Origin of the sequence: Pseudoduganella lurida (assembly GCF_007830455.1) — a bacterium.
GTDB lineage: Bacteria > Pseudomonadota > Gammaproteobacteria > Burkholderiales > Burkholderiaceae_D > Rugamonas > Rugamonas lurida.
Genome location: NZ_VLLB01000001.1, coordinates 226621 through 247524, shown reverse-complemented (window position 1 = coordinate 247524; position 20904 = coordinate 226621). Strand labels below are relative to the sequence as shown.

At 66.7% G+C, this 20904-nt stretch carries 23 protein-coding genes; 16 read left to right on the top strand and 7 right to left on the bottom strand.

The window, feature by feature from the left end; translation table 11 throughout:
• Positions 1-2: 2 nt before the first annotated feature.
• Genes IP91_RS01200 through IP91_RS01190 form a run of 3 tightly spaced genes read left to right on the top strand, consistent with a single transcriptional unit; the run spans position 3 to position 2279 of the window.
• Positions 3-782 carry an SDR family oxidoreductase gene (locus IP91_RS01200; protein WP_145646945.1) on the top strand — a complete coding sequence of 260 codons (780 nt, stop codon included), beginning with the start codon at positions 3-5 and terminating at the stop codon, positions 780-782.
• Between the two features lie 34 nt (positions 783-816).
• Positions 817-1812 carry an NADP-dependent oxidoreductase gene (locus IP91_RS01195; protein WP_145646943.1) on the top strand — a complete coding sequence of 332 codons (996 nt, stop codon included), beginning with the start codon at positions 817-819 and terminating at the stop codon, positions 1810-1812.
• A gap of 20 nt (positions 1813-1832) precedes the next feature.
• Positions 1833-2279 carry a GNAT family N-acetyltransferase gene (locus tag IP91_RS01190; RefSeq protein ID WP_145646941.1) on the top strand — a complete coding sequence of 149 codons (447 nt, stop codon included), beginning with the start codon at positions 1833-1835 and terminating at the stop codon, positions 2277-2279.
• Here the strand turns inward: IP91_RS01190 and IP91_RS01185 are convergent.
• A complete protein-coding gene (locus tag IP91_RS01185; RefSeq protein ID WP_145646939.1) occupies positions 2276-3184 on the bottom strand; it encodes a LysR family transcriptional regulator in 909 nt (302 codons plus the stop codon). The genes IP91_RS01190 and IP91_RS01185 overlap by 4 nt on opposite strands.
• A 109-nt stretch (positions 3185-3293) precedes the next feature.
• Between IP91_RS01185 and IP91_RS01180 the strand changes: the two genes are divergently transcribed.
• On the top strand, positions 3294-4301 hold the full coding sequence (locus IP91_RS01180; RefSeq protein WP_145646938.1) for a zinc-binding alcohol dehydrogenase family protein: 1008 nt from the start codon (positions 3294-3296) through the stop codon (positions 4299-4301).
• Between the two features lie 75 nt (positions 4302-4376).
• Positions 4377-5030 (top strand): oxygen-insensitive NAD(P)H nitroreductase, encoded by a 654-nt coding sequence (nfsB, locus tag IP91_RS01175; protein WP_145646936.1) that lies wholly within the window; start codon positions 4377-4379, stop codon positions 5028-5030.
• 18 nt (positions 5031-5048) lie between these two features.
• Here nfsB and IP91_RS01170 read toward each other — a convergent pair whose 3' ends face one another.
• Genes IP91_RS01170 through ygfZ form a run of 3 tightly spaced genes read right to left on the bottom strand, consistent with a single transcriptional unit; the run spans position 5049 to position 7188 of the window.
• Positions 5049-5873, bottom strand: coding sequence for an NRDE family protein (locus tag IP91_RS01170; RefSeq protein ID WP_145646934.1), 825 nt, complete (start codon positions 5871-5873; stop codon positions 5049-5051).
• A complete protein-coding gene (locus IP91_RS01165; protein ID WP_229473726.1) occupies positions 5864-6181 on the bottom strand; it encodes a DUF4936 family protein in 318 nt (105 codons plus the stop codon). Before IP91_RS01165 ends, IP91_RS01170 begins: the two co-directional genes overlap by 10 nt.
• Complete coding sequence (gene ygfZ, locus IP91_RS01160) at positions 6181-7188, bottom strand: CAF17-like 4Fe-4S cluster assembly/insertion protein YgfZ (protein WP_145646932.1); 1008 nt, start codon at positions 7186-7188, stop codon at positions 6181-6183. Before ygfZ ends, IP91_RS01165 begins: the two co-directional genes overlap by 1 nt.
• Before the next feature lie 153 nt (positions 7189-7341).
• On the opposite strand from ygfZ, the gene mltG reads away from it, so the two are divergent.
• The 9 genes from mltG (at position 7342) to IP91_RS01115 (ending at position 14057) form a co-directional block, all read left to right on the top strand.
• Complete coding sequence (mltG, locus tag IP91_RS01155; RefSeq protein WP_145646930.1) at positions 7342-8355, top strand: endolytic transglycosylase MltG; 1014 nt, start codon at positions 7342-7344, stop codon at positions 8353-8355.
• Between the two features lie 26 nt (positions 8356-8381).
• Positions 8382-8996, top strand: coding sequence for a dTMP kinase (tmk, locus tag IP91_RS01150; RefSeq protein WP_145647972.1), 615 nt, complete (start codon positions 8382-8384; stop codon positions 8994-8996).
• An 8-nt stretch (positions 8997-9004) separates the two neighbouring features.
• Entirely contained in the window at positions 9005-10021 is a 1017-nt protein-coding gene (locus IP91_RS01145; protein WP_145647971.1) for a DNA polymerase III subunit delta', read from the top strand.
• Positions 10022-10038: 17 nt separating this feature from the next.
• Entirely contained in the window at positions 10039-10437 is a 399-nt protein-coding gene (locus IP91_RS01140) for a PilZ domain-containing protein (RefSeq protein WP_145646928.1), read from the top strand.
• Positions 10438-10443: 6 nt separating this feature from the next.
• Complete coding sequence (locus IP91_RS01135; protein WP_145646926.1) at positions 10444-10965, top strand: GNAT family N-acetyltransferase; 522 nt, start codon at positions 10444-10446, stop codon at positions 10963-10965.
• 82 nt (positions 10966-11047) lie between these two features.
• Positions 11048-11830 (top strand): TatD family hydrolase, encoded by a 783-nt coding sequence (locus IP91_RS01130; protein ID WP_145646924.1) that lies wholly within the window; start codon positions 11048-11050, stop codon positions 11828-11830.
• On the top strand, positions 11830-12570 hold the full coding sequence (locus tag IP91_RS01125) for an ankyrin repeat domain-containing protein (protein WP_229473724.1): 741 nt from the start codon (positions 11830-11832) through the stop codon (positions 12568-12570). Before IP91_RS01130 ends, IP91_RS01125 begins: the two co-directional genes overlap by 1 nt.
• A gap of 265 nt (positions 12571-12835) precedes the next feature.
• The gene (locus IP91_RS01120) at positions 12836-13753 is read left to right on the top strand and encodes a class I SAM-dependent methyltransferase (RefSeq protein ID WP_145646922.1); all 918 of its coding nucleotides are present in this window, start codon (positions 12836-12838) and stop codon (positions 13751-13753) included.
• A gap of 106 nt (positions 13754-13859) precedes the next feature.
• A complete protein-coding gene (locus tag IP91_RS01115) occupies positions 13860-14057 on the top strand; it encodes a hypothetical protein (protein WP_145646920.1) in 198 nt (65 codons plus the stop codon).
• A gap of 102 nt (positions 14058-14159) precedes the next feature.
• Here IP91_RS01115 and IP91_RS01110 read toward each other — a convergent pair whose 3' ends face one another.
• A complete protein-coding gene (locus tag IP91_RS01110) occupies positions 14160-15236 on the bottom strand; it encodes a phospholipase A (protein ID WP_145646918.1) in 1077 nt (358 codons plus the stop codon).
• 179 nt (positions 15237-15415) lie between these two features.
• On the opposite strand from IP91_RS01110, the gene fusA reads away from it, so the two are divergent.
• The gene (fusA, locus tag IP91_RS01105) at positions 15416-17524 is read left to right on the top strand and encodes an elongation factor G (RefSeq protein WP_145646916.1); all 2109 of its coding nucleotides are present in this window, start codon (positions 15416-15418) and stop codon (positions 17522-17524) included.
• 205 nt (positions 17525-17729) lie between these two features.
• Here fusA and IP91_RS01100 read toward each other — a convergent pair whose 3' ends face one another.
• Positions 17730-20078 (bottom strand): EAL domain-containing protein, encoded by a 2349-nt coding sequence (locus IP91_RS01100; RefSeq protein WP_145646914.1) that lies wholly within the window; start codon positions 20076-20078, stop codon positions 17730-17732.
• A 55-nt stretch (positions 20079-20133) separates the two neighbouring features.
• Positions 20134-20613, bottom strand: coding sequence for a hypothetical protein (locus IP91_RS01095; RefSeq protein WP_145646912.1), 480 nt, complete (start codon positions 20611-20613; stop codon positions 20134-20136).
• 148 nt (positions 20614-20761) lie between these two features.
• On the opposite strand from IP91_RS01095, the gene IP91_RS26595 reads away from it, so the two are divergent.
• A complete protein-coding gene (locus IP91_RS26595) occupies positions 20762-20890 on the top strand; it encodes a hypothetical protein (protein WP_259772434.1) in 129 nt (42 codons plus the stop codon).
• The last annotated feature ends 14 nt before the right edge of the window (positions 20891-20904 follow it).

The following is a 20904-nucleotide window of genomic DNA, read 5'->3' as shown; positions in this document are numbered from 1 at the left end:
CGATGCGCACCGTCGGCCAGCTGTTCGACCTGCGGGGCCGCACCGCGCTCGTGACGGGCGGCTCGCGCGGCCTGGGCCTGCAGCTGGCCACGGCGCTGGGCGAGCAGGGCGCCACGGTCGTGCTCAGCGCGCGCAAGGCGGATGATCTCGACGAAGCCGTCGCGCAGCTCGCGGCCCGGGGCATCACTGCGCATGGCATCGCTGCCGACCTGGCCGATCCCGATGCCGCGGATCGTCTGGCTGCGGCCGCACTCGACCGGCTGGGCCACCTTGACATCCTCGTCAACAACGCCGGCGCCAGCTGGGGCGCCCCCGCCGAGGACACGCCGCTGGCGGCATGGGACAAGGTGATGGACCTGAACGTGCGCGCCGTGTTCCTGCTGTGCCAGGCGGTGGGCAGGCGTTCGATGATCCCGCGCCGCGCCGGCCGCATCATCAACGTGGCGTCGATCGCCGGCCTGGCAGGCAACCCGCCGGGCACGATGAAGACGCTGGCCTACAATACCTCGAAGGGCGCCATCGTCAACTTCACGCGCACGCTGGCCGGCGAATGGGGCGAATACGGCATCAACGTGAACGCGATCGCACCGGGCTTCTTCCCGTCGAAGATGACGCATGGCCTGCTGTCCCGGATGGGCGAACAACTCGCGGCGCAGGCGCCATTGCACCGGCTGGGTGGCGACGCGGACCTGAAAGGGGCCGTCGTGCTGTTCGCCTCCGAGGCCGGCCGCCATATCACGGGCCAGATCCTGGCCATCGACGGCGGCGTGTCGGCAGTCTGACCATCGCCCCCAATTCCACCTCGAAGGAATGCCAATGACCCCATACCAACGCCTCGTCCTTGCATCGCGTCCGCGCGGCGAGCCGACGGCCGACAACTTCCGCCTCGAGACGGTCGAGGTGCCGGCCCTGCAGGACGGCCAGCTGCTGGTCCGCAATCACTACCTGTCGCTGGACCCCTACATGCGCGGCCGCATGAGCGAATCGAAAAGCTATGCCGCCTCGCAGGCGCTCGACGAAACGATGATCGGCGGGACGGCCGGCGAGGTCGTCGCGTCCCGGCACCCGGACTTCGCGGTCGGCGATGCCGTTGTCGGCAATGGCGGCTGGACCGAGATGACGCTCTCCGATGGCACCGGCCTGCGCAAGGTGGACACGTCGCGCATCCCGCTGTCCGCGTACCTGGGCGCCGTCGGCATGCCGGGCATGACGGCGTGGTACGGGTTGAACAGGATCCTCGAGCTCAAGGCGGGGCAGACGCTGTGCGTGTCGGCCGCCAGCGGCGCGGTGGGCAGTGCGGTCGGCCAGCTCGCGAAGCTGCAGGGCGTGCGTGCAGTCGGCATCGCGGGCGGTCCGGAAAAATGTGCCTATGTCGTCGACGAACTGGGCTTCGATGCCTGCGTCGACTACAAGGCCGGCAATCTGTTTGCGGACCTGAAGGCCGCCGCGCCGGACGGCATCGATGGCATCTTCGAGAACGTGGCGGGCGAAGTGTTCGATGCCGCGCTGGCGCAGACCAATGCCTTCGCCCGCGTCGCGCTGTGCGGCATGATCGCCGGCTACAACGGTGAAGATATTCCACTGCGCAGCGTGCGCGCGCTGCTGAAGAACCGCATCACGCTGCGGGGCTTCATCGTCACCGAACACCTGGACTGCTGGCCGCAGGGCCTGGCCGAGCTGGGCACGCTGGTGGCGGACAGCAAGCTGAAGTACCGCGAAAGCGTGGCCGAAGGCCTGCCCGCGGCCCCGGAAGCCTTCATCGGCCTGCTCAAGGGCCGCAACTTCGGCAAGCAACTCGTGAAACTGATCTGAACGAACGGAATTCGAAGCCCATGAACGATTCAAGCACTCCCGTGGCCCCGCTGGCCATCCGCTACGGCGACTGGGCCACGCTCAGCGCCGATGCGCAAACGATCCGCCTGGCCGTCTTCGTGCAGGAGCAGAACGTGCCGCCGGAACTGGAAATGGACGAGAAGGACGCGGTCTGCCTGCATGCCGTGGCCTACGATGCGAGCGGCACGGCCGTTGGTACCGGCCGCCTGCTGCCCGACGGCCATATCGGCCGGATGGCGGTGTCGAAGGCCGTCCGCGGCACGGGTGTCGGCGGCGCGCTGCTGCGCGGGCTGATGTCGCAGGCGCGCGATCGCGGACATGCGGAAGTCATCCTGTCGGCCCAGACGCATGCCGCGCCGTTCTACCTGGCCCACGGCTTCACGCAGGTGGGCGCGGAGTTCTTCGAAGCAGGCATCGCGCACGTCGAGATGCGCCACGTTTTCTAGGGCGGAACACCCAGCGCCGCGCAGCGCTCCGCCAGTAGTGCATGCAGCTGCTGCACCGCCGGCGAAAACTGGCGCCGGTGCGGACAGATGAGCTGCAGCGGCGCGCTCTCGCCCGGCTGCTCCGGCAGCACCACCGCCAGCCGGCCGGCCTGCACATCGTCGCGCACGTCGAGCCACGATTTATAGGCGATGCCTTCGCCGGCGATGGCCCAGCGCCGCACCACGTCCGCGTCATCGCTGGCCAGCGGACCTTTTACCTGCACCGTACGCCGTCCCTGGGGCGTCGGAAATCCCCATTTGTCGTACAGCCGCCCGTTGATGTGCCAGAGCAGGCAGGCGTGCTGCGGCAGCTCGTCCAGCGTGTCGGGTGCGCCATGGTCGGCCAGGTAGGCGGGCGCTGCCACCAGCACGCGCCGGTTGTCCGGTGCGACGGGCAGGGCGACGAAGCTGGCATCCTCCACGGACCCGTAGCGCAGCGCGATATCGACGGGATCGCGGAACACGTCCGTCACGTGGTCGGAAAACTGCACGCGCAATTCCAGCCCCGGATGCTGGCGCCGGAACGAGGTCAGCCAGGGCAGCAGGATATTGCGGCCGAAGTCGGAAGGAGCGGCGATCTGCAGCGTGCCGCTCAATGTCTCGTCGCTGCGGCGCAGTTCCTCGCGGCCGCTGTGCAGCAGGGCGATCACGTCCCGCGCGTAGGGCAGGTAGCGCTCGCCTTCATCGGTCAACCGCAGGCTCCGGGTGGAGCGGGCGAACAGGCGAATGGCCAGGTCCCGTTCCAGCCGCAGGATGGCGGCACTGACCTGGCCGGGCAGCAGGTTGGCTTCGCGGGCGGCCTTGGTGAAGCTGCCGCAGGCCGCCGTGCGGACGAACAGCGCGAGGTCGTTCAGGTGGATCGTCATGCCCGGTATTTTCTCTCGGCGAGTGAAAGTGCTTATCGATTATAGGGGTTTTTACAATGTGTTTTGTGCTGCACACTAGATGCAACTAACCGAAGGAGGTTTCGTCAACATGAAAAGCATTGTCTATACGCAGAACGGCCTGCCCATCGACCAGCCCGATTCGCTTCACGAAATGGAGCTACCGGATCCGATGCCTGGCCCGCGCGACCTGCTGGTGCGCGTGCACGCTGTGTCGGTCAACCCGGTCGATACGAAGATCCGCAAGGGCGTTGCCGTGACCGAGGCGCGCGTGGTGGGCTGGGATGCCGCGGGCATCGTCGAAGCAGTCGGTGCGGAAGTCACCGGCTTCCAGCCGGGCGACGAAGTGTTCTATGCGGGCTCGCTGACCCGTCCCGGCTCCTACAGCGAGCTGCATCTGGTGGACGAGCGCATCGTGGGCCACAAGCCGAAGACGCTGGACTTCGCCGACGCGGCCGCGCTGCCGCTGACGTCGCTGACGGCCTGGGAACTGCTGTTCGACCGCCTGAAGGTCGTGGAAGGCGCAGGGCAGGGCCGCACGCTGCTGGTGATCGGCGCCTCGGGAGGCGTCGGTTCGATCCTCACGCAGCTGGCCGCGAAGCTGACGGGCCTGACCGTGATCGGCACGGCGTCGCGTAACGAAACGCAGCAGTGGGTGCGCGCTGCCGGTGCCCACCACGTGATCGACCATGCCAAGCCGATGAAGGCGCAGCTGCAGGCACTGGGCTTCGAGTACGCCGACATCGTCATCAGCCTGACGCACACCGACCAGCACTATGCCGACATCGTCGACATGCTGGCGCCGCAGGGCCAGTTCGCGCTGATCGACGACCCGGCCACGCTGGATGCCATGCCGCTCAAGCGCAAGAGCATCTCGCTGCACTGGGAACTGATGTTCACGCGCTCGATGTTCGAGACGCCGGACATGGACCGTCAGCGCGAGATCCTCGACCGCGTCGCCGCGCTGGTGGATGCGGGCGAGCTGCGCACCACGGTGGGCGAACGGATCGGCCGTATCGATGCCGCCAACCTGCGCCGCGCCCACGCCATCATCGAGAGCGGCAAGGCCCGCGGCAAGCTGGTGCTCGAAGGCTTCTGAGCGACACACTTGCAATGACGCGCTGTCCATCGCGGACGATGGCAGCGCTCACCCACAACTGAACCAGGAGAACACATGGATATCGTTGCCAAGGCACGCCAGCGCTACACCGTCAAATCGTACGACCGCGAACGCAAGGTTCCGGCCGAGACCATCGACCAGCTGCGCGAACTGCTGCGCCTGGCGCCATCGTCGGTCAATTCGCAACCTTGGCACTTCGTCGTGGCCGCCACGCCGGAAGGCAAGGAGCGCATTGCGAAAGCCACCGATGGCAAATTCCAGTACAACGCCGCGAAGATCCGCGATGCCTCGCATGTGATCGTGCTGGCCACGCGCGTGGCGCCGGACGATGCCCAGCTGGCCGCCGTGCTGGAGCAGGAAGCGCGCGATGGTCGCTTCGTGAACGAGGCGGCGCGCACCGGCCAGCAGGCAGGGCGCCTGTCGTACACCAATCTGCACCGCTTCACGCAGAAGGACGTGCCGTACTGGTACGAGAAGCAGACCTATATCGCGCTGGGCAACCTGCTGCAGGGCGCCGCGCTGCTGGACGTGGGCGCCACGCCCATGGAAGGCTTCGATGCGGACCTGCTGGATGCGGAACTGGGCCTGCGCGACAAGGGCTTCTCGGCCACCGTCATCGTCTCGCTGGGCTACAGCAGTGCCGAGGATTTCAATGCGAAGCTGCCGAAGTCGCGCCTGCCGGCCGACCAGGTGTTCACCGACATCTGAACGGAAGGCTGCGCCGGCTCAGCGGATCGTGAGCTCGTGCAGCTCGGCCGGCGCGTTGTTATACAGCTTGACGACCGTGGAGGTGCGCGTGCCGTAGTCGGGCGACTCGATCTTCACGGCGGAGAGCTGCCGTTCCCGTTCCAGCGGCACGCCCGTCTCGGGCAGGCGCTGGTCCGGCGCGCGGGTGGTATCGGCCAGCATTTCGAAATACGCGTCTTCCGGCGCGCCCAGGCACAGCAGGCTTGCGAACTGGGCCTTGGTGCGCAGGACCTTCGGCCAGGGCGCATCGAGCAGGGCGTTGGACAGTCCGTACACGCCGGGGCCCAACGGCTGGCCGTTGCGCGGGTCCGCATCGCCCCGGTTCGAGAACCAAACGAGCTCCTCGCCGTCGCACAGCACCAGGTTGAAACCGTTATACGCGTTCGCGCCGGCGCGGATCTGGTCGACGTATTCGCGTGCGCTGGCCGTCGAGGCCAGGAAGTTCGACACCAGCATGCCGCGCGAGGGCGCATGGGGATTGAAATCGTGGGGCGCGCGGATATTCGTGATGGCGGCAAAGCGCGAAGGCGCCTTGCCCGGTTCCTCGATGGGTGCCAGGCGGTCGCCGGCGCACTGGGCACGCAGCGGCGAGATATTGGCAGGCCACTGTTCGTCCGGCCCTTCCGGCTGCGTGACGCCCATCCAGCTACCGCCGGCCTTCAGGTCGCGGCCCGCCACGATCTGCGGGTTTTCTTCCCAGGGCGCGGCGGCCAGGCTGGCGCGGTCAAAATATTCGTCGCGGTTGGCGGCGGCAATCAGGGGCACGCCGGGGACGACCCGCCACGCAAAAACGATCAGGCACATGGGATATCCGTGAACACTTCGATATGGCGCGGGCCCACCAGCAAGGGGGGCAGGCCGGACAGCGCGACGGCTTCGGCCATCGCATGGGTCATTGCGTCGGCAGAATCCGCGGCCACGCCGGGGTAGATCTCCATCCACGTCTGCACGCCATCGGCGCTTTCCGGACGGCGCTTCAGCTGCGGCACCACGCGGTGCGCTGCCGCCAGTTCCGCCTGCAATGCGCGCACCTGCGGCAGCAGCGCGTCCGCATCCTCGTCGCGGACGCGGTAATAGACGTACAGGTCCACCTGCCCGGTCGGCGTCATCATCAGACGTCGAGCTTGTCGAGCGCGTAGGGCAGTGGCAGGAAACGCAGTGCCGGACCGTCCGCCGCGCGGGCATGCACGTCGCGCGCTTCCAGCGCATCGAGCTTCATCTCCACCAGCGCATCGACGCCGCCGGCACCGTTCGGCGCGGCATTGACGACCATGCCGCAAGGCTGGCCCGGATCGGCGGGCGCGAACACCTCGGTGCCGGGCGTGATGCCCGCATCGTCGATGGTGGCCAGCGCCGTGCGGCGTTTCAGCTTGCCCAGGTACTGGCTGCGCGCGACGATCTCCTGGCCCGGATAGCAGCCCTTCTTGAAGTTCACGCCGCCCAGCAGCTCGAAGTTGATCATCTGCGGCACGAACTGCTCCTGCGTTGGCGTGGTGATCAGCGGCACGCCGGCGTGGATGTCGGACAGGCGCCAGGCATCGTCGCCGCCCACCACCAGCCGGTCGGCCAGTTCGGCGGCCACCATGTCAGCCGTTTCCGGCGACAGCAGCCACAGGTAGCGCGGCGCGCCGAACGCGTCGGCCACGCGCAGCAGCGTGCCCAGGGGATGATCGAGCTTCGTGTACGGTGCGGGCGGCAGCGCATCGAACCAGGTCTGCAGCACCGCTTCTGCCAGGCCGCCACCAAGCCCCAGCATGACTCGGTCCGCGGTCGCATCGGCGGCTTTGGTCTTCGCGCGCAGTACGAACATCGACAGCCGTTTCTGGATGGCCGGCTGCAGGTCGCGCGCCAGCTGCAGGTACACGGACTGGTCGTCCCGCCACATCAGGAAGCTGGCCTGCAGCCGGCCCTTCGGCGAGCAGTAGCCGGCCAGGCGCACGTCGGCGCCGCCCAGGTGCTCCACATCGTTGGTCAGCTGCGAGTGCAGGAACTTGGCCGATTCCTCGCCCGTGAAGGCGATCAGTCCGAGATTGCCGAGGGGCGCGACAAAGCCGGCGGCCAGGGCGGTGGCGGTGACGGCCGTGTCGGCGGGAGCGAGAATTTGATTCCAGGTGGTCATAATGTTGGATACTTTGGCTACTTATTGCTACAGAGTTGCACGCTTAGGCATTATTATTACGGGCTCATTATAAAGATCCCGCGCCGATCGCGCCGGGCACCCCCCAAAACGGGCGCCGGCCGGCATGACGACCAGGCGCGGTCAGGACAGACAATGGCATTCATTACAAAAACGCTCGGCCTCGGCGTGCTGGTGGCCGCGATCGCGGGCGCCGGCTTCAACTGGTGGGCGAAGAGTCCCATCATCGTCGAAGGCGACAGCGTGCCGTTCGCGATCACGAAAGGCAGCGGCGCCCATGCCGCCGGCCAGCAGATCGCCGAGGCGGGCGTGCCGATCCAGCCGCTGCTGTTCAACCTGCTGGCGCGGGCCACCGGCAAGAGCGGCCGCCTGAAGGCCGGCTCGTACGAGCTCAAGCCCGGTACCACGCCGCTGCGGCTCATCGACCAGCTGGTGCGCGGCGAATTCGCCCAGGAGTCGCTGACCATCATCGAAGGCTGGACGTTCCGCCAGATGCGCCAGGCGATCGCCGCCCACCAGGGCCTGAAGCACGACACGGCCAAACTCTCCGACCGCGAAGTGATGGCGAAGATCGGCTCGACCTACGAGAAGCCGGAAGGGCTGTTCTTCCCCGACACCTACCTGTTCGCGAAAGGTTCGTCCGAACTGGACATCTACCGCCAGTCGCATGCCGCGCTGCTGGACCGCCTGAAGAAGGCCTGGGACAAGCGCGATGCGGACCTGCCTTACAAGGATCCCTATGAGGCGCTGACGATGGCCTCGATCGTGGAAAAGGAAACCGGGCAGAAGTCCGAGCGGGCCATGATCGCGGCGGTGTTCGTCAACCGGCTGCGGGCCGGCATGATGCTGCAGACCGACCCCACCGTCATCTACGGCATCGGCAGCAGTTTCGATGGCAACATCCGCAAGAAGGACCTGGAGACGGACACCCCGTACAATACCTACCTGCGGGTGGGGCTGCCGCCGACGCCGATCGCGCTGCCGGGCGTGCAGTCGCTGACGGCGGCACTGGCGCCCGCCCACACGGGCGCGCTGTACTTCGTGGCGCGCGGCAATGGCACGAGCCATTTTTCGGACAACCTGAACGACCACAACAAGGCCGTCAACCAGTACCAGCGCGGACTGAACGGCAAGGCAACACAGCAATGACAGGGCAGCACGGGGTGGCACAGCACATGGCGCAGCGCGGCAAATTCATCACATTCGAGGGCATCGACGGCGCCGGCAAGTCCACGCACATCGCGCACGTGGCGGGGCTGCTGGCCGCGCGCGGGCTGGAGCTCGTCAGTTCCCGCGAGCCGGGCGGCACGCCGCTGGGCGAGAAGCTGCGCGAACTGGTGCTGCACGAGTCCATGCACCTGGAGACGGAAGCGCTGCTGGTGTTCGCCAGCCGCCGCGAGCACATCGCCCAGGTCATCGAACCGGCATTGGCACGGGGCGCCTGGGTCATCTCCGACCGCTTCACCGATGCCAGCTTCGCCTACCAGGGCGGCGGCCGCGGCCTGGACCTGCGCAAGCTCGAAGCGCTGGCCGAATGGGTGCACCCGGACCTGGCGCCGGACCTGACGCTGCTGTTCGACGTGCCGCTGGAGGTGGCCCGCGCGCGCCTCGACGCGACGCGCGACCTGGACAAGTTCGAACAGGAAAAAGCGGACTTCTTCTCCGCCACGCGCAACGAGTACCTGCGCCGCGCCGCGCAGGAGCCGGGGCGCTTCCGCATCATCGATTCCACTCGCTCCATCGAAGCGATCCGCGTGGAGCTGGCGCAGATCATCGGAGCACTGCGCTGATGGATGCCCTGAACACCTCGATCTATCCCTGGCAGGAAGATGCCTGGAGCACGCTGCAGCAGCTGCGCGCGCGCCTGCCCCATGCGGTGCTGTTCCACGGGCCGGTCGGCACCGGCAAGTCCCACTTCATCGAGCACTTCGCCCAGGCGCTGCTGTGCGAGAACGTGCGCACCGACGGCCATCCCTGCAACGCCTGCGCGTCATGCGGCTGGTTCGTGCAGGGCAGCCATCCGGATTTTCGCCGCATCCGTCCCGAAGCGCTGGACGAGGAGGCGGGCGAAGAAGGCGAGGGCGACGACAAGAAGAAGACCAAGCCGTCGAAGGAAATCAAGATCGAGCAGGTGCGCGCGCTGGCCGATTTCATGAACATCTCCACGCACCGCCAGGGCCTGCGGGTGGTGGTGCTGTATCCCGCCGAGGCGCTGAACACGCCGGCTTCGAACGCGCTGCTGAAGACGCTGGAAGAACCGCCGCCGGGCACCGTGTTCCTGCTGGCCTCCAACAGCCTGGACCGGCTGCTGCCCACCATCCTGTCCCGCTGCCGCAAGTTCGCGCTGCCGATGCCCGCCCATGCCGCAGCACTGGCCTGGCTGCAGGCGCAGGGCGTGGCCGATGCGGACGGCTGGCTGAGCGAGCAGGGCGGCGCGCCGCTGGCCGCGCTGGCGCAGGCCGAGACGGGCAACCGCGAGGAGATGGACACGCTGCTGCAGTACCTGGCGCGGCCGTCCGTGGAACTGGCGCTGCGCACGGCGGACAAGATGCAGAAGGTGCCGTTGACCTCCGTGGTCGCCTGGCAGCAGCGCTGGCTGTACGACCTGTTTTCGATGAAGCTCACGGGCCGGATCCGGTATTATCCCCGCTACCAGCGCGAACTGAAGGGGCTGGCGGACCGGGTGGCGGTGGCCGGCGTGCTGGCCGCGATCAAGGCCACGGCCGAGCGCCGCGCCACGTCCGACCATCCGCTGTCGCCCAAGCTGTTCCTCGAGGACATGCTGCTGGACTACAGTGCCAGCTGCGCGGGATGACGCATGAGGGGGAAGCGATGAGCACGGGACCCAATAGTATCGGCGCCAATGCTGGAACGGGCGCTGCGCCTTCCGCGCCGCGACCGGCCGTGCTGTCGCTGGCCATCAAGGAGAAGGCTGCGCTGTATGCGGCCTACATGCCGTTCCTGAAGAACGGCGGCGTGTTCGTGCCCACCGGGCGCGCCTACCAGATCGGCGACGAGATCTACCTGATCCTGTCGCTGATGGACGACCCGAACAAGTACCCAATCGCCGGCAAGGTCGTCTGGATCACGCCGGCAGGAGCCAACAACAACAAGGCGCAGGGCATCGGCGTCCATTTCCCGGACGACGAAGCGGGCCAGCGCACCCGCGCCCGCATCGAGGAAATCCTCGGCGCCGCCCTGCGTTCCTCGCGCGCCACCCACACCCTGTAAGCACCCATGTCTTTCCGCCACCGCTTTGCCACGCTCGACGACCTGCCGACCATCGTCGCCATCTACAACAGCACCATCGCCTCGCGCGAAGTCACTGCCGACACGGAGCCGGTCTCCGTCGAATCGCGGCTGAACTGGTTCCATGAACACCAGCCGGAGCGCCGTCCCCTGTGGGTGATCGAGCATGCGGACGACACATCGGCCAAGCCGGAAATCCTGGGCTGGGTCTCGTACTCGAACTTCTACGGCCGCCCCGCGTATTCCGGCACGGCCGAAGTGTCGATCTACATCGCCGAGAGCCAGCGCGGCAAGGGACTGGGCCGCTATGCGCTGGCCGAGGCCATCCGCCACGCGCCGCAGATCGCCGTCCACACGGTGCTGGGCTTCATCTTCGGCCACAACGCACCGAGCCTGGGCCTGTTCCGCAGCTTCGGCTTCCGCGAGTGGGCCAACTTCCCCCGCGTGGCCAACCTGGACGGCATCGAACGCGACCTGATCATCCTCGGCAAGCGCGTGGACGGAAAATAGGGACAGACCCCATTTTTCAGGAAACGTTTCCTTGAAAATGGGGTCTGTCCCCATTTTTGGGCGTCTCGGCTACAATCGGGGCATGTTCATCGATTCACATTGCCATATCGACTTCCCGGAGCTGGCAGCCCGGATGCCCGAGATCCGCGCCAAGATGGCCGAGAACGCGGTCACGCATGCGCTTTGCGTGTCCGTCGACCTGCCGGATTTCCCCCGCGTGCTCGCGCTGGCCGAAGCCTATCCCAACTTCTACGCCTCGGTCGGCGTGCATCCCGATTACGAGGACACGCCCGAGCCGACCGTCGACCAGCTCGTCGCACTGGCCGAACACTCGAAAGTGGTGGCGATCGGCGAGACGGGGCTGGACTACTACCGCCTCGAAGGCGACCTGGAATGGCAGCGCGAACGCTTCCGCACGCACATCCGCGCCTCGCGCGCCACGGGGAAGCCCCTCATCATCCATACCCGCGCCGCCAGCGAAGACACGCTGCGCATCATGGCCGAGGAGGGTGCCGGTACGGATAAAGGCGGCGTGGCCGGCGTGATGCACTGCTTCACGGAGTCGCTGGAAGTGGCGCGCGCGTCGATGGCGATGGGCTTCTATATCTCGTTCTCCGGCATCGTCACGTTCAAGAGCGCGAAGGACCTGCAGGCCGTGGCGCTCGAGGTGCCGCTCGACCAGATGCTGATCGAAACGGATTCGCCTTATCTCGCGCCCGTGCCGTACCGCGGCCGGGTCAACGAGCCGGGCTACGTGGCGCACGTGGCCGAGTACATCGCGCAGCTCAAGGGCATCTCCGTCGAGGAAGTGGCCGCGGCAACCAGCGCCAACTTCTTCCGCCTGTTCTCCGCCGCGAGGGCCTGATGCGCCTGTCGCCCCGCGGACTGGCCCGGCGCTGGCGCCAACTGAAGGGCCGCCTGCGCGCGCGCTTCACGATCCGGCTCGGCGCCATCGCCATGGCAGTCGCGTCCGTCACGGGGATGACACCGGTCGTGGCGCAGACGACGGAGGCCGATGCCGTCTCCTTCTTCCGCGCGGCCCAGGTCGACAATGCCGGCCGCATCCGCCCGCTGCTGTCGCGGGGTCTCGATCCGAACGTGCGCGATCCGGTGCGGGGCGAGACGGGGATGATCGTCGCGCTGCGCTATGACGCGATGGAGGTATTCCAGCTGCTGCTGTCCCAGCCGAAGACGGATCTCGACGCGAAGGCCGCCAACGGCGACACGGCGCTGATGATGGCCGCCTACCGCAAGAACCTGCCGGCCGTGCAGGCGCTGATCGCCAAGGGCGCCCAGGTCAACCGTCCCGGCTTCACGGCACTGCACTATGCGGCTGCCGCCGGCGCGCTCGACGTGATGCGACTGCTGCTGGACCAGCACGCCTACATCGACGCCGAGTCGCCCAGCGGCGTCACGCCCCTCATGCTGGCCGCCCGCGAAGGCCAGGAAGACGCCGTCAAGCTGCTGCTGGAAGAAGGCGCCGACGCCACCTTGCGCGACGGCGGCTTCCACATCGACGCCGCCGAATTCGCCGACCGCGCCGACAAACCCTGGATCGCCAAAACCATCCGCCACTTCCAGGCCGAGCAGCTCATGCGCCGCTGAACCCTTTTAATGGCCGAGCTCGTGTCACCATGTGGGGTCAGGCGCGGTGACACGAGCTCTACAGTGCGGAAAATTTGTCTTTCAAAACAGGGACATGGCCCTCCACAGCTGAGTGCGTGTCACCACGCCTGACCCCATGGTGGGACACGAGCTCGGCCGTGGGTGGGCCATTTGCCCGAAGTGGACCGTAAATCCCGCCGACCTCGACGCTTCGACCCGGGCGGGCATTGCCGATAATGTGATCACGTCACAATGAGGAAATGCCATGCTGTCCGAACGCGAACTCGAAAGCTGCTACCTGGGCCAGTTCATCCCGGTCCACTACCATCACAACATGCTGATGGATACCAACCGCATGCATGCGTTCCGGACCGCCATCGACCACGTCGTCAAGCCCGGCATGAAGGTGCTGGAACTGGGCGGCGGGACGGGGGCGCTGTCGTTCTTCGCGGCGCAGCGGGCCGAAAAGGTCTATTGCGTGGACTTCAATCCGGACATGGTGCAGGAGGCGCGCCGCTTCCTGGCGCTGAACCGCGGCGGCCACAAGGTGGAGGTGATCCATGCGGATGCGTTCGAATACCTGCCGCCCGAGCCCGTGGATGTGGTCATCTGCGAGATGATCCACGTGGCGATGCTGCGCGAGAAGCAGGTGGAAGTGATCGAATCGTTCAAGCGCCGCTACCTGCAGAAGTTCGGCGGCGAGCTGCCCGTCTTCCTGCCGGAGGCGGTGCTGATGGCGGCCCAGCCGCTGCAGCAGGAGTATGACTTCGAAGGTTTCCACGCGCCGATCGTGCAGTTCCAGCAGCCCGGCGTGCCGCAGTCCGGCACGGTGGAGATGGCCCAGCCGGCCGTGTATTCCGTGACCGACTTCACCCAGCCGAACGACGCCAGCTACGACTGGCAGGGCAAGTTCGTGATCGACCGCGACGGCACGGTCAGTGCGATCCGCTTCATCACCAAGAACATCCTCTCCGTCGTGCAGGAGCGCGCCACGACCATCGACTGGCTGAACCACTACATGGCACTGCCACTGGCCACGCCGGTTGCGGTGCAGCGCGGCGATGTGCTGCAGGTGAGGTTTGCCTACCGCGCCGGCGGGTCGATCCCGTCGCTGCAGGCGAAGCTGCACGCCTCCGTGCTGTATCGGGCGGCACTGCAGCCGCAGGTCATGGCGTACGCCTGAGCCGCGACGGCACCGTTCACACCGGCTTATCTGCCGTCCATCGCACCGCGGTTGCCTGCGTGCGGGCGCACCGGCACCATGGAGCCTCACTGATCGCGAGGACTCCATGTTCGGCTTCATACTCTGGTTGATTCTGCTGTTCGTCTGCTGGCCGCTGGCTTTGCTGGCCCTGCTGCTGTATCCGCTTGTCTGGCTCGTGCTGCTGCCGTTCCGCCTGATCGGCTTCGGTGTCGAGGCCGTGTTCGAGCTGCTGCGGGCCATCATCCTGCTGCCGGCGAGGGTGCTTGGCGGCGGGCGGCGGTAGGAAGCCGAGACGTGTCCTGGTGCCTGGCACCAGGACATAGGGATGACGGCAGGGACCGTGTCTTGGTGCCTGGCACCAGGACACAGCAATTGCATCGGCGGCTTAGAAGTCGACGGTGAAGCCGCCGCCCAGCGAGATCTGCGAGTAGTTGTAGTCGATCAGGCTCTGGCCATAGCCGGAGAAGAACTGCAGGTAGCCCTTCAGGTTCGCGCGCAGCGGGAAGGCGTAGCCCAGCTGCAGCGCGCCGTGGTCGGTGTGCAGGTTGCGGCGGGCGAGCAGCGAGTACTCGGTACCGTCGTCGCGGTAGGTCACGCGCACGTCGCCATGGCCCATGAAGTCGGTGATGTCCAGGTTGTCGTTGTCCGACTTGTCGTTGTCGAGGCGCTTCCAGGCGCGCGCCGTCACCGCCAGCTTGCCGTACTCGGCACCCAGCTCCCCATACACGCGGTTCCAGCTGCGCGAGCGCGTGCCGGACTGGCCGTTCGACTGGTGCACCACCCCGATGCCGGCATAGCGGAAATCGATGCCGGCCAGGTTCTTGCCGATCGGCGTGATCGCCATGATCTCCGGCTGGTAGTTGGTTTCGCGGAACGGGCTCGACTCGCTGCGGTTGTACGCCTGCCAGAAGCTCTGCTGCGTGTAGCCGAACCACAGGTCCACCGGCGAGTTCGCGATCGATTCGAGCATCTTCATCTTGAACGACAGCTGGTAGGCCAGCTCCACGTGCTTCGACTTCAGGCCGCCCGGCGTCACGTCCTCGAACGGCGCCTCGTTGGTGCTGTTGCTGTAGTTCGCCAGCAGCAGGTAGTTGTCGCGGTGCGGACGCAGGTTGAACACGCCGCGCTTGCTGTCCTGGTCCAGCTCCCACAGCGGAATCTGCCGCGAGACGATCTGCTCGCCGCCGGCGGCGGCAGCGCTGTCGACGGGCTTGGCGACCGGTCCGCCAGGGAAAGCGCCCTGCTGCTGGTCCTTCGAGTCGGTGGCGGCCGTGGCGGACGTGGCGTCCGGTGCGGGGCGGTTCCCCAGCACGTCGTAGCAGCCCAGCCGCTGCGTGGGGTCGCCCAGCAGCGCGCACTTGGCGAGGTCCTGCTCCATCGTCGGTGGCGTGTTCTGTGCGAGGACTGCGCAAGGGGAGATGGCCAGCAGGGCCGAAAGGCAGGGGGCAAGGCGGAATTTCATGGTCATGATCTTGTGTTTGAGAAAATCGGGCAGGGTGCAGTATAGGCAAGGCGGCCGCAAGCGGTCGCACGGCTGGCTTGACAAAAAGAATCTCAACCCAAACTACCAACCCTTACTGTTAGAATCACCGGCACCGCCAGGTTCTTCGAGGCCTGGCCGCGCCGCTCCAGGAGAACCATATGAGCCGCAAGACCCCCATCGAGCGCTACCGCAACATCGGCATCAGCGCCCACATCGACGCCGGCAAGACCACCACGACCGAGCGCATCCTGTTCTACACCGGCGTCAATCACAAGATCGGCGAGGTGCACAACGGCGCGGCCACGATGGACTGGATGGAGCAGGAGCAGGAGCGCGGCATCACCATCACGTCCGCCGCCACCACCGCGTTCTGGCGCGGGATGGCCGGCAACTTCGCCGAGCACCGCATCAACATCATCGATACCCCCGGCCACGTGGACTTCACGATCGAGGTGGAGCGTTCGATGCGCGTGCTCGATGGCGCCGTCATGGTGTACGACGCGGTGGGCGGCGTGCAGCCTCAATCCGAGACGGTCTGGCGCCAGGCCAACAAGTACAAGGTGCCGCGCATCGCGTTCGTCAACAAGATGGACCGGGTTGGTGCGGACTTCCTGCGCGTCGAGCAGCAGATCCGCGACCGGCTGAAGGGCAATCCGGTGCCGATCCAGATCCCGGTCGGCGCGGAGGACCACTACCAGGGCGTGATCGACCTGGTGAAGATGCAGGCCATCATCTGGGACGACACCAGCCAGGGCGTGCATTTCACCTACGAGCCGATTCCCGCCGAGCTGCAGGCGCTGGCGCAGAAGTGGCACGACCATCTGGTGGAAGCGGCCGCCGAGGCCACGCCCGAGCTGACGGAAAAATACCTGAACGGCGAAACGTTCTCGGAAGCCGAGATCAAGGCGGCCCTGCGTGCCCGCACCATCCGCAACGAGATCGTGCCGATGCTGGCCGGCAGTGCGTTCAAGAACAAGGGTGTGCAGGCGATGCTGGACGCGGTGATCGAGTACCTGCCGTCGCCGGTGGACATTCCCGCCATCGCCGGCCACGACGAGAACGACAACGCCATCGAACGCCATCCGACCGACACGGATCCGTTCGCCGCGCTGGCGTTCAAGATCATGACCGACCCGTTCGTTGGCCAGCTTGCTTTCTTCCGCGTGTATTCCGGGGTGGTGAATTCGGGCGACACCGTCTACAACCCGGTCAAGGGCCAGAAGGAGCGGCTCGGGCGCATCCTGCAGATGCATGCCAACGAGAGAAAAGAGATCAAGGAGGTGTTCGCGGGCGACATCGCGGCGGCCGTGGGCCTGAAGGCGGTGACGACGGGCGACACGCTGTCCGACCCGGCGCACGTGATCGTGCTGGAGAAGATGGTGTTCCCGGAACCCGTGATCTCGCAGGCGGTCGAGCCGAAGACCAAGGCCGACCAGGAGAAGATGGGCATCGCGCTGAACCGCCTTGCGCAGGAAGACCCGTCGTTCCGCGTGCACACGGACGAGGAATCGGGCCAGACCATCATGTCCGGCATGGGCGAGCTGCACCTGGAGATCCTGGTGGACCGCATGCGGCGCGAGTTCGGCGTCGAGGCCTCGGTCGGCAAGCCGCAGGTCGCCTACCGCGAGACGATCCAGAAAGCCGTGTCGGATGTGGAAGGAAAATTCATCAAGCAGTCCGGCGGCAAGGGGCAGTATGGCCACGTGGTGCTGAAACTGGAGCCGCTGGAGCCGGGCAAGGGCTATGAATTCGTCGATGCGATCAAGGGCGGCGTGGTGCCGCGCGAATTCATCCCGGCGGTCGACAAGGGCATCACGGAAACGCTGCGCGCCGGCGTGCTGGCCGGCTACCCGGTGGTGGACGTGCGCGCCACGCTCACCTTCGGTTCGTACCACGACGTGGACTCGAACGAGAACGCGTTCCGCATGGCCGGCTCGATGGCCTTCAAGGACGGCATGCGCCGCGCCGACCCGCAGCTGCTCGAACCGATGATGGACGTGGAGGTCGAGACGCCCGAGGAATTCATGGGCAACGTGATGGGCGACCTGACGACACGCCGCGGCATGGTGCAGGGCATGGACGAGATCCCCGGCGGCGGCGCCAAGCTCATCCGCGCGCTTGTCCCGCTGGCGGAGATGTTCGGCTACTCGACCACGCTGCGCTCGCTCACCCAGGGCCGCGCCACGTACACGATGGAGTTCAAGCACTACGCCGCCGTGCCGAAGCACATCCTCGAGCAGATCGCCGTGGGCCGCGGCCGCGCCTAGCCGCTAGCGCCGAGCTCGTGTCAACTTCGGGGTCAGTCACGTTTGTTGACACGGGCTGAGCCGTAACCAGGCTCTGTCGGCTCCTACAGCTGAGTCCCTGTCAACTTTCGTGACTGACCCCGTTGTTGCTAGCGGCCGAGCCCGTGTCCATGTCGGGGTCTGACCCCAAGGTGGACACGGGCTCGGCTGTAGGCTCGGCTTTGATTCAGCGCCGCATGAGCTGGGAGAAGTCGTCGGCGGACATGGCCTTGCCGTACAGGTGGCCCTGGCCGTACTCGCAGCGCAGCAGCCGCAGCAGCTTGGCTTCCTCGGCCGTTTCGACGCCTTCGGCCACCACCTTCATCTCCAGGTTGTGGGCCAGCGTGACGACGGTCTGCACCAGCGCCATGTAGCCGGCATCCTGCGCCATGCGGATGACGAAGGACCGGTCGATCTTCAGGATGTCGACCGGCAGCGTGACGAGGTAGGCCAGCGACGAGTAACCGGTACCGAAATCGTCCACGGCGACGGGCACGTTCAGCTCGCGCACGCGGGTGAGGATGTCGACGGCGCGGCGGTGGTCGGAGACCAGGCTGCTTTCCGTCACTTCGATCTGCAGCGGATGCAGCGCGGCGCCGGCCGTGTTCAGCGCACGTTCGATATTGTCGAACAGCGAATCGCAGCGGAACTGCGCCGGGGCGACGTTGACGGCGATCTGCGGCGGCTGCAGCCCTTCGTCGTGCCAGCGCTTCCAGTCCTCCATCGCCTGCTGCATGACGCGCCGGCCCACCTCGATCACCAGCCCGCTGCGTTCCAGCACCGGCACGAACTCCGTTGGCTGGACGATGCCGCGGGTGGGATGACGCCAGCGCAGCAGCGCCTCGGCGCCGGCCAGCTTGCCCGTTTTGAGGTCCACCTTCGGCTGGTAGAAGGTTTCGAACTGGTCCAGCGCCAGGGCTTCGCGCAGCTCCGCTTCCAGGCTGATCTGCTGCGCCATCGCCTGGTCGGCATCGCGGTCGTAGAAGCCGATCAGCTCGTCCTGGTTGCGGGCATTGGCCAGCGCATCCCACGCTTTCACGAGCAGTTCATCGGCACTGGTGCCATCCTCCGGCAGCATCGCCGCGCCCACGTTCACCGTGCACCAGATCTTGTGCTGGTCCACCTGGTAGGAGCCTTCCAGCAGCGGGATGATCGTGTCGCGCGCGTAGCTGTGCGGCGCCAGCACTTCCTCCATCGGATAGAACAGGGCGAAGCGGCCGATGCCCACGTGCGACAGCAGCATGCGCTCGGCCACCGCGCCGCGCAGCCGCCCAGCCACCTGCCGCATCAGGCCGATCGCGGCCGTGTTGCCATAGGCGGAGCTGATCTCGTCGAACCGGTTGATGTTCACGAGCAGCACGGTGCCGCTGGCACTGGCGGCGGCCAGTGCCGCGATCTCCTCGTCGAAGCGCAGGCGGCTCGGCAGGCCGGAGAGGGCGTTGGTGCGCGCCAGGCGGAACAGCTCCTGGGCATTGAGCAGGCGCTCGATGCCGAAGCTGAGCTCGTTACCCAGTTCGAGCGCCCGTTCGCGGTAGAAGGCATCGAAGAAATCCCGGCGCGGCGAATGGAACGCGATCACGCCCCAGCACTTGCCGTTCACGCACAGGGGAATCGCCATGCAGGACCCGTTGCCATCGGCTTCGTTCGAGAATTGCAGGCTGCTGGTGGCAACGGCCGTGACAGCCAGCGCGGGCGGTGCCCAGTCCCCCAGCGGATCGCCCGCGTGCCACCGGTGTTCGACACCGTCGGGTCCCATCGACGTGAATGGCTTCAGGCCGCCAGAGGCATCGTCGACGCGGCCGATCTCCACCAGGTCGAGCCCCGGCTGGTGCGCGGCGACGCGGCAGGTGTCGAGACACAACTGCTCCAACGTGCGGGCCCGCGACACGATGGCGGACAGGCGGGACAGCAGCACGTAGAAATTGTCGTGGCGGATCAGCGCCCGTTCCTTTTCCACTTCCTTCGTCATGTCGATGGCGGTGCCGCCCAGGAAGGGCTCGCCATCGACATCGATCGGGAACTTGTGGACCAGCCAGTGGCGGCTGCCGTCGTGCGACGTTTCCATCGCCTTGATGATCTCGCCGTGATCGAGCACGGCGCGGTCCTGCTCGACCAGGCTGCGGCGCTGGTCTTCCGGCCAGAAGTGGCTGTCGTCCATGCCGATCACCGTCGGCACGCCGAAAAAGCCGCTCAGCGCCGCATTGCCCATCACGTAGCTGCCGGCCCGGTCCTTGATCCACAGGGGCGAAGGCGAGTGGTCGGCAAAGCCGGACAGAAACCCTTCGGCGCGCGACAGGCGGCGGCGCAGCGACTGCTGGACCGCGGCGCTGGCAGCCAGGTCGGCCAGCGCCTGCCGGTGTTCCGCGCTCATGGCCGGTGGCGCGTGGGACAGCAGCGCGGCTTCGCTGGCCAGCGCGTCGGCCGGCACGGGCTTGCCGCAGAGGTAGCCGGCCAGGCGCACGAGCTCGGCCGAAAAACCGTCCGGACCGGCGTCGGGCGCGACGTGCCTTCGTTCCTGGGATGCGATGTTGTTCATGTCAGCTCTAACGTTGCATCGGCCGCCCGGTGGACGGCACGGCGCCAGCGCGCCGTCAGAACAGCTTGAACTTCAGCTGGATGGCGAGGGCGCCGTGCAGGCGGTCCTTGTAGGTCGGAACGATAGCAAAGTTCACGCCGACCCGTTGGTACTCCAGGCTGATCGTGGGGATGGCAGCGAGGAACCAGCCGCCATCGCGCATCTTCGGATACCCGTCGAAGCCGCCGACCACGGCGCCCAGGCGCAGCGGCCCCAGCGCGATGGGCTGGTAGTAGATGCCGGCATAGTTCGACATTGCCCGGTCGCTGTTGTGAAAGCGCCCGACGGTGGCCGAGGCCACGCTGGAGAAACGGTATTCGGCACCCAGGCCCGGATTGGTGTCGTCGAAGCCCTTGTCGCGCTGGAAGTGGTAGGAATAGAACCCCGGATTCACCCACAGCTCGCTCTTCGGTTCGGACTCGATCCACGTGAACGGATTCGCGTGCGCGAGCAGGGAAGTGGCGGCCAGCGCGGCGCCCAGCAGTGCTTGTTTCATCCGATCCTCGTCAATATTGATGGCGCGGCAATTATAGCCACAGGATGGGCCGCTCGCACCCATTGACGTAGATAAAGCTATTTCCAATTGGAAATTGACCGCATGGCGTGTATGCCCGACAGTGGACGGTCCGCCATGAGGAGCCGCCATGAAACGCCAGATGCTGATGCTGCTGTCGATCGCCGCCGTGATTGCCGCCTGCGCGACGGCATCGAGCCGGGGTGCCGCCGGCATCGGCCGGCCGCTCCCGCCGTACCAGCCGAGCGGCGCGCTTTAGCTTCGGCCCGGCCG